The following is a 15556-nucleotide window of genomic DNA, read 5'->3' on the forward strand; positions in this document are numbered from 1 at the left end:
TTCAGCGGGCCGCCGCCTGCGCGGCGCCGGCATGGCCCGCGCCGCTCCTGATCAGCATCAGCGCGACAAGGCTCAGCAGCGCGGCGCCCGACAAGTAGTAGCCGACGTAGTTCAGCCCGTAGTTGGTCGCCAACGCGGTGGCGGCATACGGCGCCAGCGAGGCGCCGAGGATGCCGGCCAGGTTGAAGGTCAGCGAGGAGCCCGTGTAGCGCACCTCTGGCGGGAACAGTTCGGCCAGCAGCGTGCCCAGCGGTCCGTAGGTGAGACCGGTCAGCGACAGGCCCAGCACCATGAACAGCACCACCAGCAGCATGCTGCCCGAGCCGAACAGCGGCCCGTAGGCCAGGCCAAACAGGATGATCGCCACCGTGACCGCAATCATCGCCGCGCGCCGCCCGAAGCGGTCCGCGATCAGGGCCGAAGGGGGAATCAGCAGGCCGAAGAAGATCACGGCGCCCAGCTGCAGCACCAGGAACTCGGTGCGCGAATAGCCCAGCGCCGTCGTGCCCCAGCTCAGCGCGAACACCGTCATCAGGTAGAACACGACGAAGGTCGAGGTGGCCAGCAGGGTGCCGAGCACCAGCGCGCGGCCATGCTCGCGCAGCACGCTCACGACCGGCACGCGCACCCGCTCGCCGCGGTCGAGCACGGCCTGGAAGTCCGGCGTCTCGGTAATCTTCAGGCGCACGTACAGCCCGACCGCGACCAGGATCGCGCTCGACAGGAAGGGAATGCGCCAGCCCCAGGAGAAGAACTCGGCCTCGCTGAGCGTTTGCGTGAGCAGCAGGAACACGCCGCCCGACAGGAAGAAGCCGATCGGCGCGCCCAGCTGCGGAAACATGCCGTACCAGGCGCGCTTGCCCGGCGGCGCGTTCTCGGTGGCGAGCAGCACCGCCCCGCCCCACTCGCCACCCAGGCCCAGACCCTGGCCGAAGCGGCACAGGGCCAGCAGCAGCGGCGCCGCCGTGCCGATCGCGGCATAGGTCGGCAGCATGCCGATCAGGATGGTCGAGATGCCCATGGTCAGCAGGGCCGCGACCAGGGTCGCTTTTCTGCCGATGCGGTCGCCGAAATGGCCGAACAGGGCCGAGCCGACCGGCCGCGCGAAGAAGGCGATGGCGAAGGTCGCGAAGGACTGCAGCATGGCGGCGGCCGGGTCGGCCGACGGGAAGAACAGCTTCGGGAACACCAGCACCGCGGCGGTGGCGTAGATGTAGAAGTCGAAGAATTCGATGGTGGTGCCGATCAGGCTTGCGAACAGGACGGTGCGCGCGCGATTCCTGGGTGCCGTCATGCCTCGCCGGCTCCGTCGGTTTCCGCATTGCCGCCCGCGAGGCCGGCCAGCGCTTCGCGCACCTCGTGCGGATTGTCCGGCCGCGTCACGCGCGCGACCTCCACGCCATCCTTCAGGAACACCACGGTCGGCCACAGCTTGATGCGGAACGAGCGCCCGAGCGGGCGTCCGGGACCATCCTCGACCTTGATGTGCTGCGCATCGGGATAGTCTTTCAGGGCCGCCTCGATGACGGGCTCGCCGGCGCGGCACCAGCCGCACCAGTTGGTGCCGAAGTCGAGGGCGACGAGGCCCGGCAGCGCGTCGATCGCGCTGCGTTCGGGCTGGGCGGTTTGGTAGGTCATGCGAATGCTCCTCAGTGGTGCAGCTCAGTTATGCCAGTATGGCAAGATTACCTGAAACACCGCCGAGGAGCCAGCATCAACAAGGACCGCTAGTGCGCGTGGCCGCCTGCCGCCTCGCAGGCGTGCGGATCAGCCTTGCACAGCTTCTCCTGCGCTTCCAGGGCCAGGCGCCGCGCCGCCAGCTGCTGCGGCGTGCGGGCCGGCGCCAGGATCTCGTCCTGGGTGAAGACGCGCCCGTTCTTGATCACCAGGCGCACGTCGGCCGCCGCACGCAGGTCAAGCAAGGGGTCGCCGCGCACGACGATCAGGTCGGCCAGCTTGCCCTTCTCGACCGTGCCGAGGTCCTTGCCTACGAATGCCATCTTCGCCGCGTCGCGCGTCACCGAGTACAGCGCCTGCAGGTTGCCCTGCACCAGGGCCGCGCCGCGCATGTTCAGGTGCAGCGAGATGCCCGGCACCACCAGCGGCGAGTCGGTCCCGTTCGCCACCAGCGCGCCGGCGGCCTTGACCTTGGCCTGCTGGGTGGCGTCGTTGACGATGGTGGCGATCTGCGCCGCCGTCGGCGGCAAGGCGCTCTCCAGTCCGGGCACGAAGTTCGGCGGCACCAGGATGAAGCGCGGATCGGTCACGATGCCCGGGTCCAGCCCGGCCAGGGCGCTGGCCGAGAACAGCGTGTCGATCAGGTGGAAGTCGGCCTTGCCGTAAATGTCGGCCGCGTCCTGGTAGGTGATCGCCCGTGCGAAGGACTTCGACCAGCCATAGCCCATGCGCTGGGTCGCCGACAGGTGGGTAGTCCCCGCCAGGCCGGTCGCCGCCCCCGGCTGCACCATGTGGGTGCCGCTCGGCACGCCGAGGTCGAGCGCCCCTTGCGCGATGCGCTCCATGACCGGGATCGGCGCGCGCACGTAGCTCTTCAGGAAGTCGGCGTCCATGCGCTTGGCCTTGGCGATCTCGAGGCTTGCGATCTCCGGCGTGCGCAGGGTGCGCGCGAAACTGTAGAACAGGCGGTTGCCTTCCCACAGCGGCGGCGAGACGAACAGGCGCGGCCCGATCAGGTTGCCCGCTTCCAGCGCCTCGCGCATCTCGATGCTCTGGTGCAGAGGGCCCGCGACCGACTGCGCGGTAGTGATCCCGTAGGACAGCATCAGCTGCGCGATCTGCCCGAACTGGCCGCCCTGGTACAGCGTCAGCGGGTGCAGGTGGGTCTCGATCAGACCCGGCATCACGGTCAGGCCGCTGGCGTCGACCACGCGGGCGCCCGCTTCGTGTTCGGCATGCGGCACTACAGACACAATGCGGTTGCCCTCGACCACGATGTCGACGTCGCGGCGCAGCGCGCTGCCCACGCCATCCCACAGGGCGCCCGCGTGGATCACCGTGCGGCCTTCGGGCACGGCCTGGCGCCACGACAGCTTCACCGGGATGTCCCGCGGGGTTGAAGCCGATCCGCTGCCGTCGAACTGCACCGTGCGCACGCGTTCGGCCGATTTGTACAGGATGGTCTGGGAGTCGCCGCCCCAGGTCGGCAGGTCGGCGATGTCGTCGGAGACTTGCCGTGCCGGGCCCGTGGGCGCGCCCGTCGGCCCGAGCGGCATCACGTGCAGCTTCGAGTCCATGATGAAGGCGATCCGGCGCCCGTCCGGCGACAGCGCGGCCGCGCCCTCGTCGCGCTCGGCGATCTGCTGCGGGATCGGCGCCACCGCGTAGAAGGTGCCGGTGCGCGTGGCCAGGTCGATCACGCGCAGCGTGTTGTAGCCCTCGCGGAAGCGGTTGTTGATGCGCTCGTTGTCGACCAGGATGATGCGCTGGCCGTCCGGCGTCCACTGCGGGGTGCTGACCTGGGTGCTGATCGACGGGATGATGACTTCCGACGCCCCCGTGGCCAGGGTCCGGATCTCGAGCTGGCCCGACAGCGTGGTGTACGCGAGGCGCGTACCGTCCGGCGACAGCTTGGGTGTCACCAGCGAGCGGCCCGGGATGGCGGCCAGGCGGGTACGGGCGCGCGACGCCAGTTCGATCCGGTCGACCGCCAGCTGGCCGGCGTTGCCGCGCTCGGACGAGAAATAGACGGCGCTGCCGTCCGCCGTCCACTGCGGGTTGGCATCGCGGTCCGGGTCGTTGGTCAGCCGCACCGGCGCTTCGCCGATGCGCATGGTCCAGACGTCGTTCAGGGCGACGAAGGCGATGCTCGCGCCGTCGGGCGAGAGCACCGGCGCGCTGATGCCCATCACGCGCCGTTCGCCGAACTTGTCGAAGCCGCGGTCCTTCTCCTTCGAGAACACCGGGCGCCGCAGCGTCAGCTCGGCGCGGAAGCCGATGTCGAGCGGATTGGCGCCGCTGGCGGCGCGCGTGCGGATCTTGCCGTCGGCCGTGTACAGGAAGCGGCCGTCGGGGAGGAAGCGCACCGGGAAGGGGAAGATGTCCTCGTCGGTGGTGACCTGGGCACCGCCCACGACCAGCTGGCGCGCAGCGTTCTGGTAGACCAGGGCGCCGCCGTCCGGCGTCCAGGCGGGCGCGAAACCGGGTGCGACCACGGTGGGCGGGCCGCCCGCGAAGGGTGCGGTGACCACGTTGGCGCCATCGACATAGGCCAGGCGCGCACCGTCGGGCGAGACCACCGGATTGGCTTCCATGCCGGGACCGGTGGTGACCTGCCGCAGGCCGCCGCCGCGCGCACCCACCGTCCAGATCTTGTACTGGCCGTCGCCGCTGCGGTCGCTCGAGAAGACCAGCCCGCTGCCGTCGGGCAGCCAGGCCGGTTCGCGGTCGTCGAAGGGGCCGCGCGTCAGTTCGGTCGCATCGCGCCCGTTCGGGCTGATGGTCCAGATGTGGAAATTGCCTTCAGGGGCGTAGTTCTGGAAGGCAATGCGCTTGCCGTCGGGCGACCAGACCGGGTGGGTCGGCTCCAGGCGCCAGTCGGTGATCCGCGTAGCGCGCCCGCCTTCGGCCGGCATCACCCACAGCGCGCCCTGCGCCGAGAACACGATGCGTTTGCCGTCGGGCGAAGGCGCGGCGGCCATATTGGTGCCTTCGCGCAGCTCGACCGTGATGTCGCGCGTCGGGCCGCGCAGGTTGTTGGTCTCGTCGACATTGCCGGCGCCCGGCCACTGGCAGGCGGCGAGCACGGTGGCGCCGACGGCGACCGCCAGTGCGGTACGGATCAGGGGACGCGGCGCTGGTAGTTCCTTGCGAGTCTTCATGTTATTTCCTCCAAGGTGATTGCCAAATTGCACCGATATGGTGCGTAGCTGACTCAGCCATATTCGACAGCCGGCCTGACGCGAGGCTGACGGTTGAGTCCGGCTGGAAACGGCTGGGCGATTGCTTGCTGTTGAGCTGACTTGGCTCAAACATGGCTACTGTTAGGAAGGAACTTTTATGTTCAAAAGCTGAACAACCAGAAATGTGTGCGAAGGTGAAATGCTTAACGGACGAGCGGAGCAGGCGCGGGCATAGTGGAGTCAAACTTGTCGAGAGGAGCAGATCATGGCCGATAACCTGCAAAAAGCCGGTCCCCAGGACCGCAGCCGCATCAACGTCAACGAAGAGTGGGAAGTACGCCACTGGACCGAGGCGCTGGGCGTCACCCGCGAACAGCTGGAAAAAGCCGTCTCCGAAGTGGGCGTCATGGCCGATGCCGTGCGTGAACACCTGAAGAAACGCTGATCGAGCGCATCGCTCCCGCATGAAGGGACGCGTCCCGCGTCCCTCCCTGCGCTCAAGCCGCGCCCCCAGGCCGGCTCGCGGCCAGCCTGCTTGCGCCTGCGCGAGTGCAAGCACCGCCGTTCGGCCGCCGTTCGGTGCCACCTGATGTCCGCGCCGGCCTGTTCCGCGTCTGCGTCTCCCTGCATGCCCCTGCTTTACCCCGCGCGACCCCGCGTGGCCCTGTTGCGCGCCCTTGCGCCACCCCTTTTTCTCGAGAGGAGCCCAACGTGGATTTCCGCGCCTATATTGCATCCCTGGACATCACGCTGCCCAATGCCCTGTTCGCCCTGGCCCTGGCCGTGTTCAGCTTCGTCGCCATCCACGGCGCCGTCGCCCTCGGCCGGCGCCGCCTCGACCGCCTGGGCGACGAACATGCCCACCGTCCTGTCGCCGAAGTGCTGCGCAAGGCGCTGGCGCGCACCAGCAACCTGGTGGTCTTCGCCACCGCGATCCTGATCGGCCTGTCGGCGCTCGACCTGCCGCCGCCCTGGAATGCGCGCGTCAGCCACCTGTGGTTCATCACGGTCGGCCTGCAGCTGGCGATCTACCTGCACAGCGCGATCAAGGTCACCGCGCGCCGCTATTTCCAGACCCATGGCGGGGTCGCCAACGATTCCCAGGTGACGATCGCCCACACCCTCATCATCTGGGTGCTGCAGACCAGCGTCTGGGTGATCTTCTTCCTGGCCCTGCTGGCCAACCTCGGCATCAACATCTCGACGTTCGTCGCCAGCCTCGGGATCGGCGGCATCGCCATCGCGCTGGCGGTGCAGAACGTGCTCGGCGACCTGTTCGCCTCGCTCTCGATCGCCATCGACAAGCCCTTCGAAGTGGGCGACTTCATTTCGACCAGCGACACCTCGGGCACGGTCGAGAAGGTCGGCCTGAAGACCACCCGCCTGCGCGCCGCCAGCGGCGAGCAGATCATCGTCTCGAACGCCGAGCTGCTGAAGGACACGGTCTCGAACTTCAAGCGCATGGTCACGCGCCGCATCGTCTTCAACCTGCGCGCGCATCCGGACACCCCGCCCGCACTGGCGGCGAAGGTGCCGACCGCGATCGCGGAGTTCATCGGCCGCCGCGAGAAGGTGCGCTTCGACCGCGCCCACCTGGCCAAGTACACCCAGGACTTCATCGAGTGGGAAATCGTCTACACCATCCTCGACGCCGACTACGAGCTGTTCATGAACACCCAGCAGGCCGTGATCCTGGCCTCGATGCAGATGTTCGCCGACCTCGGCATCTCGACCGCGCCGCGCGCCCAGCAGCTGCTCCTGCAGCAGCCTGTCGAAGGGAGCGCGCCGCCGGTGCCGGACGATGCCCGCCTGCGGCATCCCTCGTCGCTGCGCAGCCTGCCGAAGGGGGCCTGAGCTTTCCTCTCGCGCGCCCCGCCACACGCGCCTTCGCTACAGTTCTTTGAACGACCACCGACAAAGGAGAAAGCGATGAACCAGCCGGCGCAACAGCAGCAGCCACCGGGCGTCGAGGGCGAACTCACGCCCAAGGCCGACCACGGAGAAACCAGCTACCAGGGCGCGAACAAGCTGTCCGGAAAAGCCACCGTCATCACGGGCGGCGACAGCGGCATCGGCCGCGCCGTCGCGATTGCCTTCGCGCGCGAGGGCGCCGACGTCCTGATCGCTTACCTGAACGAACACGAGGATGCCCGGGAAACGGCGCGCCTGGTCGAGGAAGCCGGCCGCAAGGCCGTGCTGGTGCCCGGCGACCTGGCCGAGCCCGCGCACTGCCGGGCGATCGTCGAGCGCGCCGTGAGCGAGTTCGGGCGCATCGACGTGCTGGTGAATAACGCCGCGTTCCAGATGTCGCACGATTCGATCGAGGAGATCCCGGACGAGGAATGGGACTACACCTTCCAGGTCAACATCACGGCCATGTTCCACATCTGCAAAGCCGCGGTGAAGCACATGGCGCCCGGCTCGTCCATCATCAACACCACCTCGATCAATTCCGACAACCCGAAGCCGACCCTGCTGGCCTACGCGGCCACCAAGGGCGCGATCGCCAACTTCACGGCCGGGCTGGCGCAGTTGCTGGCGGAAAAAGGCATTCGCGTGAATTCGGTGGCGCCGGGGCCGATCTGGACCCCGCTGATCCCGGCCACCATGCCGCCCGACCAGGTCGAGAGCTTCGGCCAGCAGGTGCCGATGAAGCGGCCCGGCCAGCCGGCCGAGGTGGCGCCGGTGTACGTGCTGCTGGCCTCCAACCAGGCGAGCTATATCTCCGGCGCGCGCATTGCGGTGACGGGCGGGACCCCGATCCTTTGATCATGCGGCGGTTTTCGTAGGGTGGGCACTTGTGCCCACGCGGTGTACGCATCCGCACGACCGCGTGGGATCATTGAGGCCGGGGGCCTCAATGACGTGCCCACCCTACTGGTTACAGCCGCCGGGCTCCGGCGGTTTCCCATCAAAAGTCCGGCGTCGGCACCGGCGTCGGCGCTGGCGGCGGCACCCCTTCCATCGGCGCGTCAATGATTTCCTCTTCTTCTTCGGCGGCGTCCTCCGCACGCGGATGGGACGCGTCGTCGACCGGCACGGCCTGGGGCAGTTCGCTGGCGTCGATGAACTCTTCTTCGGGCTCTTCCTCCACCTCGATGCGCGGCGCGGCCGGCGGACGGCCGCCCGGGAAGATGGCCTCGCGCTCCAGCTTGCCGGCGTCCAGCGCGGTGCGGAAGAAGTCGCCCACCAGCAGGATGGCGTTGTGGCCGCCCTGCCCCCAGTAATTGCTGCGCATCGTCACGCGGTTGTCGTTGAAGCCGACCCAGGCCCCGGCCACCAGGTTCGGGTGCATCAGGATGAACCAGCCGTCGGTATTGTTCTGGGTGGTGCCGGTCTTGCCGGCGACGTCGCCGTTGATGCCGAAACGGTAGCGCACGCCGGTGCCGGTGCCGCGATTGACGACGCCGCGCAGCATGTCGATCAGGGCCACGCTCGAGGCCTGCGACAGCGCGCGCTCAGGCGTATTGGCGCCGAAGTCCGCGATCACCTTGCCTTCGCGATCGGTGATGCGGCGCACGAAGACCGGCTTGCGGTATTCGCCCTGGGCGGCAATGGTGGCGTAGGTGCTGACCATTTCCAGCAGGGTCACCGGGCTGGTGCCCAGCGCCAGCGAGGGCACGGCCGACAGCTTGCTCTGGCGGATACCCATGTTCTGGGCCAGCTTGGCCACCTTCGGCGGGCCGACGTCCTGCATCACCTGGGCCGTGATCGTGTTCTTCGAGTGCACCAGGCCCTCGCGCATCGACAGTTCGCGGCCGGTGGTGCCCGACATGTCGGTCGGCTTCCAGACGCGGCCGTCGTCGCCGCGGAACTCCATCGCCGCATCCACATAGCGCTGCTCGGGCGGGATGCCGCTTTCCAGCGCGGCGCCGTAGACGATGGGCTTGAAGGTCGAGCCGGGCTGGCGCAGGGCCTGGGCCACGTGGTCGAACTGGTCCTTGGCGAAATCCCGGCTGCCGACCCAGGCCTTGACTTCACCGGTCATCGGGTCCATCGCGACGAAGCCGGCTTCCAGGCGCGACTTCGCCTCGCGCAGCTCGCGCATGAAGCTGCGGTCGGCCTTGATGCGCTTGAGCGCCGCCGCCGGCGCTTCGCCGCCCTCCACCGCACGGCGGTAGACGCTGCTCTCGCGCACGAACGCGTCGAGCTGGGCGCCGTGGGTTTTCCAGTAATAGTCGAAGGGCGCGACGCTGCCGCGCATCGAGGCATAGGTGCTGGTCGAGGTCGAGCCCGGGAGCCAGGAATTGGCCCACTCGACGTCGGCCACGGCCTGCAGCGCGCTCGCCTGGCGCTCGACGGCGCGCAGGGCCGCCTGCTGCAGGTCGGCGTCGAGCGTGGTGTGCACCACCAGGCCGTCGAGCTCGAGGTTGTATTCGTTCTCGTCGGCCCAGGCCAGCAGCCACTTGCGCACGTGGGCGGTGAAATGGTTGTCGCGGCCGCTGCGCTCGGCCTGGCGCTCGAAGTCCAGGCGCAGCGGACGCTTGACCAGTGCCTTCAGGCGCGCTTCGCTGAATGCGCCATGCTTGGCCATCTGGCCCAGCACCACGTTGCGGCGGCTGAGCGAACGCTCGGGATTGGTCACCGGGTTGTAGTAATAGGTCCCCTTGAGCATGCCCACCAGCGTGGCCGATTCCAGCACGTCGAGCTTCAGGGCGGACTTGTCGAAGTAGGTGCGGGCCGCCATCTCGATGCCGCGCGCGTTGTACAGGAAGGGCACCGTGTTCAGGTAGGCTTCCAGGATCTCGGTCTTGCTATAGGTGTTCTCGATCTTGATCGCGGTGATCAGTTCCTTGAGCTTGCGGTTGATGCTGCGTGCGCGGCCGATCTCCTCGGGGAACATGTTGCGCGCGAGCTGCTGGGTGATGGTCGAGCCGCCCTGGGCGTCGCCCTTCAGGCTGGCCAGCAGCGCGCCGGCGATGCGGGTGAAATCGACGCCGTGGTGCTCATAGAAGCGGTGGTCCTCGGTCGAGATCAGGGCCTTGATCACGTGCGGCGACACCTGAGATAGCTTGACCCGCTCCTGCAGGCCCTGTTCGAAGGTGCCCATCTCCTTGCCGTCGGCGGACAGGATGACCGTCGGCCGCGCGCTGTTGACCTGCTTCAGGTCGGAGACGCTGGGGGTGAGCGGAATCAGGATGACGAGGTAGACCAGGAGCAGCAGCAGGAGGCCGACGCCCGAGGCCGCGCCGATGATGAGCGCCTGCTGGCCGCGCGAACGCCCCTCCAGGAAACCATGCGCACGCCGGTAGCCCGCTCCGGCACGGTTGCTTGCACTGCCGAACAAATCCTTCGCCTGCTGGCGGACGCCGCTGTCGACGCCCCGGTCCATATTGTTATTGGTCTCGTTGTCCTGGTCCACTGATGTCCTTGCGCCTGTCGGCTTCTCACGATACTGGTACGCGCAGTATAGCCGACGGCGGGCCGGGCTACGGCCGGGGACGCCGCAGCGGAACCGGGGCGGCGCGCCGGCCTACCCGGACCGCGGCGCCACCCCGCCGGCTTTCCGCTACAATGTCACAATGTCTTTGCAAAATTCCACTAGCGCATCTTCCGGCCAGGCGGCCGCGTCCGCACCTTCGCTCACCCCGGAAACCCGGGTGCTGCGCCAGTTCCGGGTCGTGTTCAACTCCGTGAAAACCCACTTCCGCCAGGTCGAGCGCGATGCCGGCCTGGGCGGCGCGCAGCTGTGGGCCCTGTCCGTGATCGCCGGCTCGCCCGGCATCGGCGTAACCGAACTGGCGCGCGCGCTCGACATCCACCAGTCCACCGCCAGCAACCTGGTGCGCACCCTCACCACGCGCGGCCTGATCGCCGCCGCGCGCGACGGCCAGGACCGGCGCGGTGTCGCCCTGCGCGCCCTGCCCGCCGCCGACGAGCTGCTGCAGCGCGCTCCGGTGCCGTTCGCAGGCGTGCTGCCGGAAGCATTGGCCAGCCTCGACGAAGAGACCCTCAGGCGGCTGGAGCAAGACCTGTCCAAGCTGATCGAGGTGCTGGCGGCCGATCCGGCCAGTGCGCAGATGCCGCTGGCGCAGCTCTAGGGCGGCACCGCGCACCTGGCCGCTCGCCTGCGCACCCGGCGACCCGGCTAGGCCACCAGGTCGACGAGGGTCCTGGCCAGCCTGCCCGGCGGCAGCAGCGAGGGCATCATGGACCAGCGGTCGAGCGCATGATTCCCGATGCGTACCATGCCCGCGTGCTGGGACAGGTCGGCATCGACCGCCGGGTCCGGGTCGTAGAACCCCAGCTTGCGCCGCACGGCGTCCATGTCGCGCGGCGCGCCCGTCAGGAAAGTCCAGCCCGCCCCGATCCCGTAACGCCGCGCATAGGCCCGCAGGTCGGCCGGACGGTCGAGCTCGGGCTGCAGCGTCAGCGAGTAGAAGAAGATGTCGCGTCCCATCCTCCCCCGCAGCAGCTGCTGCACCTGGAGCAGATTGGCGGTATTCGGCGGGCAGACGTTGCCGCAGGCGGCGTACATCATGTTCAGCAACAGTACCCGCCTGCCCCTGACGACATCGTCGTGGAAACGGATGCGTTCGCCCGTGTGCGTTGCCAGCACCGGGTTGGGGAAACCGTCGACGCTCATGCCGGCGCCGGACGGGGAGGTGCTGCCGGATATCGCCGGGAACACCGTCCCGCCAATCCCGGCCGCGATGAAAACTCTTCTGGCATTCATTGCAGACTCCTCGAACGAAACACTGGGTCATGGCATGACATCGAAGCGGATCATCATGGCGTGGTCCTCATGCATGTGGTGGTGACAGTGCATCAGGTACTTGCCCGTGAAGTCGCGGAATTCGACAAAAATCTCCGCCTCGGTTCCCGGCAGCAGCGAAATCGTGTCCTTGCGCCCGCGCCACTCGGGCGGCGGCGCCCGGCCGTCGATCGACAGCACACGGAAGTCGTCCAGGTGCACGTGCACCGGATGGGCCCAGCCGCCGCTGGTCTCGAAACGCCAGATCTCCGGGACGCCCAGCCTGGGTGCGGCATCGACCCGGTCGGGATTGAAGAAGCGGTCGTTGATCGTCCACTGCCCGTTCTTCCGCCCGAACTTGAACAGGCGGCGCCGCACCGCCCGCGTGCGGTCGAAGGGAGGCATGGGCCGCAGGAAGGCCGGGATCACGCTGTTGTCCGGCGCGGTGCGCGCCACGACGTCGAAGCGCAGCATGCGCAGGCCCGGGCTGAGCCGCTCTTCCTCGGGCTTGCGCGGATCGTCCTGCTTCTTGCGGTTGACCAGGTAGAGCGGGGTACCGGGTGCAAAGGCGGAAAAGTCGATGACGATGTCGGCGCGCTCGGCCATGCCGAGCAGGATCCTGCGCAGCGTCAGCGGCCGTTCCAGCAGGTTGCCGTCGCTGGCGATGAAGGTGAAATCCTTGTAGTTGCCAGCCTCGTCGGCCAGCCACGTCTCGAAGTAACGTGCCATGCTGCCGTTGAGCAGGCGGAAGCGGTACTTGCGTGCCTCCACCTTGAAATAGGGCTGCACCTTGCCGTTCACGACCATGTGATTGCCGAGGAAGCCTTCCTGGTCGAACTGTCCGTACACGAGCCGGCCGGAAGTGTCGAATTTCTTGTCCTGCAGCAGGAGCGGAATGTCGTACCTGCCGACGCCGCTGGGCAAGCGCAGCCCACTGGTTTCGCTGCCCGTGTCGAGCTCGTCGAAGCCGAGATAGAACCCGGCCAGCCCCCGGTACACGTTCGGCGCCGTATAGTCTTCGCGGTGGTCGTGATACCACAAGGTATTGGTCACGTAGCGCACGTCGTTGCCGGAGGCGACATTCGGGTAATGGTGGTCATAAAAGGCGCCCGGATAGCGCAGGGCCGGGCCGGCACGGGTGCGGCTGTACCAGCTGCCGGCGAAGCCGTCCGCCGCCGAGCCCACGTGGCCGCTATGCAGGTGGGTGCTGATTTCGGGCGACCCGTAACCGATGTGGTCGGGCGGCAGATCGTTGTACACGCGTACCACGCTCGGCATCCGGTGCATGGCGACGAAGGTCGGCCCCGGAATGAGTCCGTCATAGCCCCAGCAGGTTTCCTCGGGCAAGTCGCGATGGTATTTGTGCAGCACTGTCCTGGCCCGCAGTTCGTAGGTGCGCTGCGGAAGGAAGTCCGCCCAGCGCTGGTGGGCATCGCGCCCCGCCTCGCCGGGCACCGGCTCCGCCCCCGGCGGCGGCACCAGCACGACCGGCGTTTTCACCGGCGGAATCGTCAGCGGGTCGACGAAGGGAACCAGGTTCGGCGCTCCCGGCAGCGCCGTCTGCGCGCTGCCGCTGCGCGGAGCAAGCAGGCCGTGTGCAGCGGTGGCCACGCCGGCGAACGCGCTGCCCTTCAACAGCATCCTGCGGCCTGGGCGCGCCGCGCCGCGATTGGAAGACACATCCATGAGCGACTCCTTTCCCAAAAAAGGCGCCTTGCCCGATCCCTTCCGCAAGCGGACAGGGCGCGGATTCGCAGCGGCATATGCCGGCTGCATGTTCGCGATCCGATCTTAGTACTCGGGCAGCCGCTACAAATGGTTTCGGCGGTTCGCTCAGGTAGAAAAAAACCGGGTCGCGCCACGATTTATCGGGACGCACGCTGAAGGGAGCGCCACGTCCACCAGCGACCACAAAGCTTGGCGATGGAATGCGGTGACGGCCGCCCCCAATCACGCCTGCCGCGCGTGCGTACATTGCCCGGGCAGTAGTAGCCATCCCACCGCCCCCTGTCGGGCTCAGGCTTTGCGTTGCAGCGCCGGACGACGGCGCGATGCGGCCCAGCCGAGCGCTCCCAGGCCGAGCAAGGCGAGCGAAGCCGGCTCCGGCACTTCTGCCGTGGCCGTGGCCGAGATGTTATCGACCGCAAAACCATTGAAGAACGGCGACAGCGAACCGCGGCTCGAGAACGACACGGAGACCAGGTCGGTGAACGCGGCGGGCAGCGCATACGTCGTGAAGGCGAGCGGTCCGGATGGGGCGGAACGGTCGATGGCGAATGAATCGACAATCTCGACGCCGCCGGCAGTGACGCCACGCACATCGATATGGGTCGGCATCAGGGCCGCGAAGTCCTGCTCGTTAAAGTTGAAGCTGCCGGCGCCGTCGAAGCCGGACAGGCTGAAGCGGCCGCCGCCGCTGCGGGTCATGACGAGGGAGCTGGCACCGTAGGGCGACAACACGATGGTGCTGCCGTTAAACGGGCAGGAAGGGCCGCATGTCTGGACCTTGACGAGGGAGCCGGCGACGGCGGAACTCAGCATGAAGTCGAAACCGCCCGATGCGAAGTGGCCATTGCCGCTTCCAAATTGCAGCATCATGCCGTCCGGCAGCGCCACGTCTTCGAATCCGATGGTGCCTGCCTGTGCCGTTCCGAAGGCCATCCCCAGGGCCAGTACGATGGAAGCGCCCGATGTTTTCATTGTTATCATGTTTATCGCTCATGGATAGGTTGACCGGCCCAGGTGCCGGCGAACTACTCCGTAGCAATGTTTATGCCAGAACACAAAAGTGGAAAATAAACAATGACTTCCTTGAACCGGGTGCGCGCGTAAATACGCGAGTGTAAAAAATGCTGACAGCATAGCGATGTGGAATCGCTGTTCAGCCCCCTTCCCTGAACCGCCGCAAGGCCGCATCCACGATCGCCTCCGTACTCCCCCCATCCGCATACGCGTCGCGCAGGAACTGCGCATCGCTGCCGGTATGCGTCTCCGCGTACAGGTGTTCCAGAGCCGCCTCGCTGCCCAGCGCTTTCGCATGCGGTTCGAGCTTGCGCAAGGTCGTCAGGATGTCTTCGCGCAGCGAGATCGTTTCGTGGCTCTGCGGGTGCACCAGGGTGCCGTCGAGGCCGAAGCGGCAGGCCTGGAAGCGGTTGTAGTTGTAGACGAGGTAGTCGTCTTCCAGCGGCGGCGGTTCAGCGCGTTCCAGCAGGTGCCGGCACAGGGCCTGCAGGTAGCAGGCCAGCGCGGCGGCGCGCTCGACCGTCAGCGGCGTGTCGCAGACGCGCAGCTCGATCGTGCCGTATTCCGGCTTGGGGCGCAGGTCCCAGTAGAAGTCCTTCATGCTCTTCACGATGCCGGTCTTTTCCATGCGCGCGAAATAATCGCGCTCGAAGGCTTCCCAGCTGAGCAGGAACGGTGCGCGGCCCGACAGCGGGAAGGCGAACACGGAATTCAGGCGCGCCGAATTGAACAGCGTGTCGCTGCCCTGCAGGAAAGGCGATGAGCTCGACAGGGCGATGAAGTGCGGCACGTAGCGGTTCAGCGCATGCAGCAGGTACAGGGCTTCGTCGCCCGAAGCGCAGCCGATGTGCACGTGCTGGCCGAAGACCGTGAACTGCTTGGCGAGGTAGCCGTACAGGGCCGACACCTCGCGAAAGCGCGGCTTGGCGAAGATCTTGCGCTGCGACCACTGCTGGAAGGGATGGGTGCCGCCGCCGCAGAGGCCCACGTTGAGCAGGTCGCCGGCGCGCAGCAGGGTGTCGCGGATCTGGCGCAGCTCGCCCAGCAGTTCGCCGTGGTGGGTGTGCACGCTCGAGTTAATCTCGATCATGCTCTCGGTGATCTCCGGGGTGACGTTGCCGGGGAAAGGCGCGCGTCCCAGCAATTCCAGCATGTCGGGCGAGGCGGCCACCAGATCGAAGTCCGACAGGCTGACCAGCTGCAGTTCCAGCTCGACGCCCATGGTGAGCGAGTGCGATTGTGCGAAGGCTTCGAGTGCCAT

General features: G+C 67.5%; 12 protein-coding genes. 4 read left to right on the forward strand and 8 right to left on the reverse strand.

The features are described 5' to 3' along the window. Position 1: 1 nt before the first annotated feature. From ACWCIA_RS13110 to ACWCIA_RS13120, 3 genes are all read right to left on the reverse strand, one after another. Positions 2-1294: an MFS transporter gene (locus tag ACWCIA_RS13110; RefSeq protein ID WP_454163875.1), complete on the reverse strand. Its 1293-nt coding sequence runs from the start codon at positions 1292-1294 to the stop codon at positions 2-4. Further along, complete coding sequence (locus ACWCIA_RS13115; RefSeq protein ID WP_454163876.1) at positions 1291-1638, reverse strand: thioredoxin family protein; 348 nt, start codon at positions 1636-1638, stop codon at positions 1291-1293. Before ACWCIA_RS13115 ends, ACWCIA_RS13110 begins: the two co-directional genes overlap by 4 nt. An 89-nt stretch (positions 1639-1727) precedes the next feature. Continuing rightward, positions 1728-4838: an amidohydrolase family protein gene (locus tag ACWCIA_RS13120; RefSeq protein ID WP_454163878.1), complete on the reverse strand. Its 3111-nt coding sequence runs from the start codon at positions 4836-4838 to the stop codon at positions 1728-1730. 286 nt (positions 4839-5124) lie between these two features. On the opposite strand from ACWCIA_RS13120, the gene ACWCIA_RS13125 reads away from it, so the two are divergent. The 3 genes from ACWCIA_RS13125 (at position 5125) to ACWCIA_RS13135 (ending at position 7628) form a co-directional block, all read left to right on the forward strand. Next, positions 5125-5304, forward strand: coding sequence for a DUF3606 domain-containing protein (locus ACWCIA_RS13125; RefSeq protein WP_454163880.1), 180 nt, complete (start codon positions 5125-5127; stop codon positions 5302-5304). A 266-nt stretch (positions 5305-5570) separates the two neighbouring features. After that, positions 5571-6713 carry a mechanosensitive ion channel family protein gene (locus ACWCIA_RS13130; protein ID WP_454163882.1) on the forward strand — a complete coding sequence of 381 codons (1143 nt, stop codon included), beginning with the start codon at positions 5571-5573 and terminating at the stop codon, positions 6711-6713. A 75-nt stretch (positions 6714-6788) separates the two neighbouring features. Further along, positions 6789-7628, forward strand: coding sequence for a glucose 1-dehydrogenase (locus ACWCIA_RS13135; protein WP_454163884.1), 840 nt, complete (start codon positions 6789-6791; stop codon positions 7626-7628). A gap of 142 nt (positions 7629-7770) precedes the next feature. Here ACWCIA_RS13135 and ACWCIA_RS13140 read toward each other — a convergent pair whose 3' ends face one another. Beyond that, on the reverse strand, positions 7771-10191 hold the full coding sequence (locus ACWCIA_RS13140; RefSeq protein WP_454164134.1) for a penicillin-binding protein 1A: 2421 nt from the start codon (positions 10189-10191) through the stop codon (positions 7771-7773). 190 nt (positions 10192-10381) lie between these two features. Between ACWCIA_RS13140 and ACWCIA_RS13145 the strand changes: the two genes are divergently transcribed. Further along, entirely contained in the window at positions 10382-10900 is a 519-nt protein-coding gene (locus ACWCIA_RS13145) for a MarR family winged helix-turn-helix transcriptional regulator (RefSeq protein ID WP_454163886.1), read from the forward strand. A gap of 47 nt (positions 10901-10947) precedes the next feature. On the opposite strand, the gene ACWCIA_RS13150 is transcribed toward ACWCIA_RS13145, so the two are convergent. The 4 genes from ACWCIA_RS13150 to ACWCIA_RS13165 all read right to left on the reverse strand — a co-directional run bounded on the left by ACWCIA_RS13150 (position 10948) and on the right by ACWCIA_RS13165 (position 15556). Continuing rightward, complete coding sequence (locus ACWCIA_RS13150; protein WP_454163888.1) at positions 10948-11535, reverse strand: SCO family protein; 588 nt, start codon at positions 11533-11535, stop codon at positions 10948-10950. Between the two features lie 27 nt (positions 11536-11562). Continuing rightward, positions 11563-13239, reverse strand: a complete 1677-nt coding sequence (locus ACWCIA_RS13155) for a multicopper oxidase domain-containing protein (protein WP_454163890.1) — start codon at positions 13237-13239, stop codon at positions 11563-11565. Positions 13240-13569: 330 nt separating this feature from the next. Continuing rightward, positions 13570-14253 carry an NF038120 family PEP-CTERM protein gene (locus ACWCIA_RS13160; RefSeq protein ID WP_454163892.1) on the reverse strand — a complete coding sequence of 228 codons (684 nt, stop codon included), beginning with the start codon at positions 14251-14253 and terminating at the stop codon, positions 13570-13572. A 181-nt stretch (positions 14254-14434) separates the two neighbouring features. Then, a complete protein-coding gene (locus ACWCIA_RS13165) occupies positions 14435-15556 on the reverse strand; it encodes a YbdK family carboxylate-amine ligase (protein ID WP_454163894.1) in 1122 nt (373 codons plus the stop codon).

The sequence above is a fragment of the Massilia sp. SYSU DXS3249 genome (genome assembly GCF_053668055.1).

What these genes read in the sequence shown, in the direction of transcription:
- ACWCIA_RS13110 (WP_454163875.1), bottom strand. Translation starts at nt 1,294, where the DNA reads ATGACGGCACCCAGGAATCGCGCGCGCACCGTCCTGTTCGCAAGCCTG.
- ACWCIA_RS13115 (WP_454163876.1), bottom strand. Translation starts at nt 1,638, where the DNA reads ATGACCTACCAAACCGCCCAGCCCGAACGCAGCGCGATCGACGCGCTG.
- ACWCIA_RS13120 (WP_454163878.1), bottom strand. Translation starts at nt 4,838, where the DNA reads ATGAAGACTCGCAAGGAACTACCAGCGCCGCGTCCCCTGATCCGTACC.
- ACWCIA_RS13125 (WP_454163880.1), top strand. Translation starts at nt 5,125, where the DNA reads ATGGCCGATAACCTGCAAAAAGCCGGTCCCCAGGACCGCAGCCGCATC.
- ACWCIA_RS13135 (WP_454163884.1), top strand. Translation starts at nt 6,789, where the DNA reads ATGAACCAGCCGGCGCAACAGCAGCAGCCACCGGGCGTCGAGGGCGAA.
- ACWCIA_RS13140 (WP_454164134.1), bottom strand. Translation starts at nt 10,191, where the DNA reads ATGGACCGGGGCGTCGACAGCGGCGTCCGCCAGCAGGCGAAGGATTTG.
- ACWCIA_RS13145 (WP_454163886.1), top strand. Translation starts at nt 10,382, where the DNA reads ATGTCTTTGCAAAATTCCACTAGCGCATCTTCCGGCCAGGCGGCCGCG.
- ACWCIA_RS13150 (WP_454163888.1), bottom strand. Translation starts at nt 11,535, where the DNA reads ATGAATGCCAGAAGAGTTTTCATCGCGGCCGGGATTGGCGGGACGGTG.
- ACWCIA_RS13155 (WP_454163890.1), bottom strand. Translation starts at nt 13,239, where the DNA reads ATGGATGTGTCTTCCAATCGCGGCGCGGCGCGCCCAGGCCGCAGGATG.
- ACWCIA_RS13160 (WP_454163892.1), bottom strand. Translation starts at nt 14,253, where the DNA reads ATGAAAACATCGGGCGCTTCCATCGTACTGGCCCTGGGGATGGCCTTC.
- ACWCIA_RS13165 (WP_454163894.1), bottom strand. Translation starts at nt 15,556, where the DNA reads ATGGCACTCGAAGCCTTCGCACAATCGCACTCGCTCACCATGGGCGTC.